Origin of the sequence: Xenorhabdus yunnanensis (assembly GCF_028598805.1) — a bacterium.
Taxonomy (GTDB): Bacteria; Pseudomonadota; Gammaproteobacteria; order Enterobacterales; family Enterobacteriaceae; genus Xenorhabdus; species Xenorhabdus yunnanensis.
In genome coordinates this window covers 1-5,451 of record NZ_JAQRFI010000093.1, presented here as the reverse complement: position 1 = coordinate 5,451, position 5,451 = coordinate 1, and the positions used below count along the sequence as shown (strand labels likewise).

General features: G+C 41.6%; 4 protein-coding genes. All 4 read right to left on the bottom strand.

Annotated elements, in window-relative coordinates; all coding sequences use genetic code 11:
- Positions 1 to 76: 76 nt before the first annotated feature.
- Positions 77 to 1,519, bottom strand: a complete 1,443-nt coding sequence (gene ltrA / locus PSI23_RS20045) for a group II intron reverse transcriptase/maturase (RefSeq protein WP_273556727.1) — start codon at positions 1,517 to 1,519, stop codon at positions 77 to 79.
- A 674-nt stretch (positions 1,520 to 2,193) separates the two neighbouring features.
- Entirely contained in the window at positions 2,194 to 3,972 is a 1,779-nt protein-coding gene (locus PSI23_RS20040) for an ATP-binding protein (protein WP_273556726.1), read from the bottom strand.
- On the bottom strand, positions 3,969 to 4,142 hold the full coding sequence (locus PSI23_RS20035; RefSeq protein ID WP_273556725.1) for a hypothetical protein: 174 nt from the start codon (positions 4,140 to 4,142) through the stop codon (positions 3,969 to 3,971). The genes PSI23_RS20040 and PSI23_RS20035 overlap by 4 nt, the downstream gene beginning before the upstream one ends.
- Complete coding sequence (locus PSI23_RS20030) at positions 4,143 to 5,171, bottom strand: SIR2 family protein (RefSeq protein WP_273556724.1); 1,029 nt, start codon at positions 5,169 to 5,171, stop codon at positions 4,143 to 4,145.
- Between the last annotated feature and the right edge of the window lie 280 nt (positions 5,172 to 5,451).

Below are 5,451 nucleotides of genomic sequence, written 5' to 3'. Positions count from 1 at the left end.
CCTGTAGCGCCTGTTCCCAGATTTTGGCAGGGGATGGCATGTGACACCGCCTTTTATTTAAGGAAGAAGAGCCCCATCATGGCACAATAGGGATTACGGCTGTAGTATTAGCCAAATAGGTTTGGTATTGAGGATCGAATGGCGTAGCTACACTCCTAATCTTCACATGCTTTTTTATCGGCGTTTGAGCTATTTGAACCAGATTAAAATGGCAGTCCATATTGGCTATTTTCTGCCAGCCATGAAATTGCCATTCTCCTTTACTGTTCATGTAGTATTTTCGACGTACCCAATCTTTGGATTTAGTTGGATGACGTCTGACCGCCCATCGCCATAACAACCAGAAGAGTTGATGACTTAGATAGCCGAAGGTTCGCTTTGCCACGCAATGGCAATAGTAATTCGCCCATCCTCTCAGTTTGGGATTCAACATTTTGATGAGATCGTTTACTGGAGTCGTTGCGTGTCTCTTAATGAGTTCGCGCAAGTGACTCAAAAGTGATAGTACGTTACTTTTACTCGGTTTTATGAGTAGCTTGCCTCTGTACTTTCTAAGATTAAACCCAAGAAAATCAAAGCCATCACTGATATGAGTGATATGCGTTTTCTCTTCGGAGAGTGTCAAACCTCTTTCTCTCAGAAAATCAATGAGCTGTGGCTTGACTTCATTCAACAAGACATCTTCTGATGTCCCTGTAATCACGAAGTCATCAGCGTATCCGATGAAGTTTATTCTATCGCCCGTTTTACGTGCCACTTCTTTAACAAGCTTTTCCAAGCCAGCCAACGTCAGTAGCATGAGCGTCGGAGAGATAATACCGCCTTGCGGTGTTCCTTCCGCTGTTCGATAAAACAATCCTTTATCGATAAAACCCGCTCCAAGCCATTGCTTCAGCATCCGTTTGTCTATTTGAATATTTTCAATTAGCCATTGATGCCCGATCTTATCGAAGCAGGCTTTAATATCCCCTTCCAAAACCCATCGGGCAGAACGTTTTTGACACAAGCATTTGAAGCATTGTGCAATCGCGTCTGCCGTGCTGCGGTTAGGTCGAAAACCGTAACTGTTCGGATCATCTATCGTCTCAGAGATTGGCTCCAAAGCAAGAAGATGCAACGCTTGCTGCGCTCTATCTATCATGCAAGGGATGCCTAACGGTCTGAGTTTGCCGTTTTTCTTGGGGATATAGATACGCCTGAGTGGTTTAGCTTGGTAGCCTTTCCGACTCAATTGATTTGCCGCAGTCATGCGACGAGCATCGGTGTTCCAAATGATGCCATCAACTCCTGGTGTGTGACTGCCTTTGTTTTGAGACACTCGCTTGACAGCAAGAAGTTTTGCTGATCTTGAGTGCGTGAGCATCCACTGCAACGCTTTCGCCTTGCCGTGTTTACCCTCTCGGGTTGCTTTTGCAATGCGCATTTGAAGCTTTAACACATGCGACTCAATCGCTTTCCAGTCAATAGATTGCCACTGTGTGTCGTTGAGAGAGGCACTCACTTCTGTAGAAGCCACCATTTGTGTTTCTCTCTAAATAAAGTTCTTCAAATCATCTTGCAATGGGAGACCAGCCAGAAGTCGGCTCGCTTTCGCGCCAGATATCAATCTGTATCCGCCTCATTACAACGCGGCCTTCGCTTTTTCTAACCTCCTTTACCTGCATACCTATCGGCTCTCTTCACAGACAACTTTCCCAAAGGGAGATATACAGGCTTACCCTGTTCCGTATGTCGCGCAAAATATCAGGTTAGATGCCCACTCTAGTACGGAGATCTTATCGATCACGAAAGAGTATTGCCCAACTTCTTTCCAACTCTCGTTGCCATTGTGGTCACAGCGTATTAACCACTTCCGCTGTTTTTCATATAACGCACCTTACATGGATTCATCTATGTTCATCATACTGATGCCCTGGCACTTACCCGATCTGTGGTTATCAGGAAGAACCTCCTCTCACGATTCGATTCCCATTCAGCCTTGTGGCCGAATTTCGTTACATTGTCGGATCCGCTGCTTTATTCAGAATCCTAGGGTCACCTGGTGATACAGGTGGTTCACTCTTCTCGTGGTGAACAACGCTTCATACGACTTCAGGTCGCACGGACAAAAGTGAGTTAAATTATTTGCTCTAACTCACTAGATTTAGATTACTAGACGTAATCTAAAACACCTGAAATATGCTCTTTCATTCTCTAATTCCAAAGAGACTCAATATCAATATCGTCACTGTCAGGCCTACTGCCGTCAGGCATCTCATTGAATTGAACAACCATTGGGACATCGAATGATGTTCCTATAATTATCGAACAACCCTTTGAAAGGTTGGGAATCATTTGTCGTGAGAGTTCATCAAGTGAGCTAATAGTGTTCTCTAGCAACTTGAGGTCACGCTCATTGACTAAGCGATGAATAAAAAAATTATGTAGCTGAGACATAATCGTAGGTGAGATATCTGCTGGCCTCTGGCTTGACAAAGTTAAGAAGAAACCAAATTTACGACCTTCTTTGATAATTTCCTCAAATAGCTTCAAACGATAATCCTTCCAACTTTCACTCTCACGACTCGATTGGGTCGACAGTATGTTATGAGCTTCATCAATTATCATATGGAATGTTTGCTCTGGTGGACTCTGGTTCATAACCTTCTGCTTGTGTTCACCGTAATAAAACTTAGCAAGCAAAAGTGGCATAACCTTCTTAATTTCTTGGTTAGTCCTTCGAAGTGATACCACTGACAGTAACATATTTGCTGGTCGTTCTTCTCCAACGTCAAACACACGATCTAGGGCTGTTAATGACGCTTCCACTCTTTTTAGTAGAGGTTGGATATGGTCGAACTGAACATAACCGCTAACGAGGTCAGAAAGAAGTTGAGTGTTGATTCTCAGCTTTAACTCATTGAATGGCGATAACTCTCTAATGTTGATGCCGTCTACGTATGTTTTGCAATGGTTATTGTACGTAAGGTCATTATCACCACCATTAAAATAATTTGGGGGGCGAGTGTTTGGGAAATACAACAGAGATTTTTCACCATGCCAGCCCATTTTTCCAACTTTTTGCTCCAGGTCTTGAGATTTAACAAGCTTTGCAATCTCCTCAATAAGAGCAACAAACTCTTTCTTTTGTGCGGTACTTGTGAGAGCACGCTCGATAGTTGACTTGACGTAATTCTGCAAGCTATCTGGATTGTCTTTGAACTTGTTTCGACCAGAAACTATCCGCTTTAAGAACGGCTTCTGAGTATTCTCAGTTGCTTTGAATAAGATACCGAATAATTCTTCATCCCAGAACACATCGCTAGTGAGTGGAAATTTATCGCCATCATCATTGCGAGTATCTAGTTGGTATACCTTCTTATGAACGCCTTTTGGTATTAGCTGGTTATTTGTGTACTCTCCATTAAAGTCGATAACAATAAAGTGGCTCTTGTTTTTGAACTTTTCCAGCTTATTGCAAAACAGCGTTGTGTATATGTTAGTCAGCGTATTAGATTTGCCACTACCAGTATTGCCGAAAATCCCTATATGAGTGTTGAATAGCTTTATCCAAGGTAGCGATATAGGTATTTCTTCAGTAAGCGTTTCACCGACAATGAAGTTGTCATCAGGCTTTCCAAAGATAGATTTAACCTGAGAGTCACTCATTAAGTACGCGATATCACGGATCATTGGAAGGTGTTTTGTGCCTTCATGGAATTCATTGAACTGGAAATACCCAATTGGTACTAACTCAACTTTACGGATATAGCAGTTGTTCTCTTCGTCTTTCAGTCGTTCATCTAGGTATTCGCCTTGAACTCTAGCGACGATATCCTGGAACCCACGACGAATCAAAATGAACTCCTGGATCGATACACCATTGAATTTTTCACCGTTATAGAACAACGTCTCTTTGTTGGACTCTTCGTATAGTTTTACGGTGATATTAGTGCCTTTAACTGAAATTACTTCACCAATTGCTATACTCATTTGACGCCACCAACTACAGCTTCAGGCATTGGCTTCATGGTTTCTTCAGGCATAGGTTTGTTTAGTTTATTTACCGTGAAGTATTCATCATTGAAAAGCTTAAAATCTAATTTGCTATCTTCGGAGTAAATCAACTTAACATTCGGGTACTCTTTGAATATTTTCAACATTCAGTCTTTCGTTGACTTGTCATAGCACATTACGTACATAGTCAATGACGGATTAGACAATGCTCGCTGTACAAGACTGAGAATGTGCTCGTCGGCGAAAGAGAAGCCGAAAGCAATTAATACTGAATGAGGACGTTCAAGCTCATAACTTAGGTGACGAAGAATCTGATAGTAAGCCTCTTCAAAGACGGTTTCATGAAACTTCCACTTTGTAGGGTTCACGATAGGCATCTTGTTATAGGCATGCCAAAATTGCTCAGAACGAAGTTTCGTAAGATCTGTTTCAACTGCAAATACATTCAGGTCATTAAGCGATTTCTCTGTATTATTAAGAATCACTTTGCAAGCATCTAGAATATCCTTTTCGTCTTGCTCGAAGTTTATTTCGTAACAGCTAGTACCGTAATTAAGTTCAATATCACCATCTTTGTTGCCTTTCATCCAATGTATTGATCCGTGAGCATGCAAAAGGTTTACTTGAGGAAGAACCTGTTCGTGACGGTCAAACACGCCTTTATTTACGATACGGTTATTGAAATTTCTTGTGTGGAAAGTACGCACTTGAAAACCAGTGCTACCATCATTAACGTTGAACTGAGATGTTCTTTCTGCCATCAATTCTTCGCTAGCAATTTCAAAGCAATTATCGTAGTTAGTTGTGAAAATATTTGCTTTTTTGGCTGACGGTTTTTGCTTGTTTAAGACGTGAATCAAAGTGGTCATGAACCGTTTATATTCTTGAATGACGCTTTCTTTACGTTGCGGTCTAGGAGAAGTCGGAATACCTCTAGCTGGAACTGAAGGTAAACCAGACTTAATACATTCTCGGTAGTACAACATGAACAGCAGTGTTGTCATTCTTTCGTTGCTTTCATATTTCTTTGCAAGTGTCTCGAACGTGCACTTACTACCATCTAGCCCCTTTATCTCTAGTGCTAACGTCGGTAGAAAACCATGTGAAGCACCAGCACCGACAAGAAAGTTCAGATTATGATCGTAGATTTGATGTAAGTTAAATTCAGCAGTCATTTAAATCTATTTCCAAGAATAAGTCATGTCGATACAAAGACTGAATAGCCACCGAATCAGAAGACACAGGCTGGCCACACAGATACAAAACTTAACACATATTGATTCATTAGCTAAATTTGGTCAAAGAGAAAAGCTAAAGCGTATGACTTTTGGGAGCATAAAACAGTTTGGGGCATAAATGATTTAGACAAACGACCAGAACGGGTCACCTCGTATTGACAGCCTCTCCCTGACTCCCCCAAAATCCCGTCGTGCTCCTGACATTATTTTTTGTCCT